Below are 1,326 nucleotides of genomic sequence, written 5' to 3'. Positions count from 1 at the left end.
GGTCGAGGTAGCGGTGCGTCCAAAATCGCCGCAGCGCTGGCATAAGAGGTGCCCGAAATGAAAACCCGCCTCCTGAAGACCCCGGATCTGCCCTCACAGACGCTTGGCTGGGCCTCGAACACCCCACCGCACCTGCGCATCGCGCGCCACTGGGTCTCATCGCATGTCAGTTACTCGGCTTGCGGAAATCAAATGCTTCTCAGGCTCTGAGTCGGCAGCCGTTCGAGCACATCCTTGAGATACGCAAAGGGCTCATGGCCATTGTACCGCGCGGACTGGATCCGGGTAAGCACCCGGCGAACACACCTTCCCCCTGCCGCTTAGCCCATTGAAGATCGTGTCTACCAATTCGTGATTGTGGACACGATGGACGTCGTTGTCCCGCGCCGAATCCGGCGCACGCACGGCGAAGCATTCAAGCGGTCGGTGATCTCGGCCTGTCGAGAGCCCTGCACCTCGGACGCCGGCCTGGCCTTGGCCAACGGCCTGAACGCCAACGAGGTGCATCGCTCGATGCGCGAGCGCGGTATCGTGCAGTTGACTTCTGTCCCGGTCCGGCGGATTGCGATTGCCGATGAAGCGCGGAAGGGCGTACGGGACCGGCGTGGTTGACGACCTTGGGTCGAGGGCTAAGCAGACGCGACGTGCGAGGGGCGCGCATGGCAGATCGACGCTGGGATGCACTGGTACAACTTGTATGCCCCATATTGGTGGCATGAATTTCTCCAAACTGCCAGGCCTTTTCCGGGAAGTTCATATGCAGGGGCGGCGGACACAAAAAAGCCCGCATGATGCGGGCTTCCTTGCGGGGGTTTGAAACTTACTTCTTGCGGATCGGTGGCAGGTCGGTGCAACTGCCATGCGCGACTTCGGCGGCCATGCCGACCGTTTCACCCAGGGTCGGGTGGGGGTGGATTGTCTTGCCGATATCGACCGCGTCGGCGCCCATCTCGATGGCCAGGCACACCTCGCCGATCATGTCGCCGGCCGACGGCCCGACGAGGGTGCCGCCGATCACGCGGTGCGTCTCGGCATCGAAGATCAGCTTGGTGAAGCCGTAGTCGGCGCCGTTGGCGATGGCGCGGCCGCTGGCGGCCCACGGGAATTTGGCCGTCTCCACCTTCTTGCCCTCGGCCTTGGCCTGCGCCTCGGTGTAGCCGACCCAGGCGACTTCCGGATGGGTGTAGGCCACGCCCGGGATCACGGTCGCATCGAAGGCGGATTTGTGGCCTGCGGCGACTTCGGCCGCCACGTGCGCCTCATGCACCGCCTTGTGGGCGAGCATGGGCTGGCCGACGATGTCGCCGATCGCAAAGATGTGCGCCA

The 1,326-nt window shown here is 63.9% G+C and carries 1 protein-coding gene and 2 pseudogenes; 1 reads left to right on the top strand and 2 read right to left on the bottom strand.

Annotation, left to right across the window (positions count from 1 at the left end):
• Positions 1-188: 188 nt before the first annotated feature.
• Positions 189-293 (bottom strand): annotated as a pseudogene (locus GH664_RS22790) (transposase domain-containing protein); the annotation flags it as partial.
• 73 nt (positions 294-366) lie between these two features.
• On the opposite strand from GH664_RS22790, the gene GH664_RS22785 reads away from it, so the two are divergent.
• Positions 367-612, top strand: a complete 246-nt coding sequence (locus tag GH664_RS22785) for a hypothetical protein (protein ID WP_194270487.1) — start codon at positions 367-369, stop codon at positions 610-612.
• 208 nt (positions 613-820) lie between these two features.
• Here the strand turns inward: GH664_RS22785 and GH664_RS22780 are convergent.
• Positions 821-1,326 (bottom strand): annotated as a pseudogene (locus GH664_RS22780) (dihydrolipoyl dehydrogenase); the annotation flags it as partial.

The organism is Thauera sp. 2A1 (assembly GCF_009469595.2).
Lineage (GTDB): Bacteria > Pseudomonadota > Gammaproteobacteria > Burkholderiales > Rhodocyclaceae > Thauera.
Note: the sequence above shows the minus strand (reverse complement) of the source record. Positions and strands in the feature narration are given on the sequence as shown.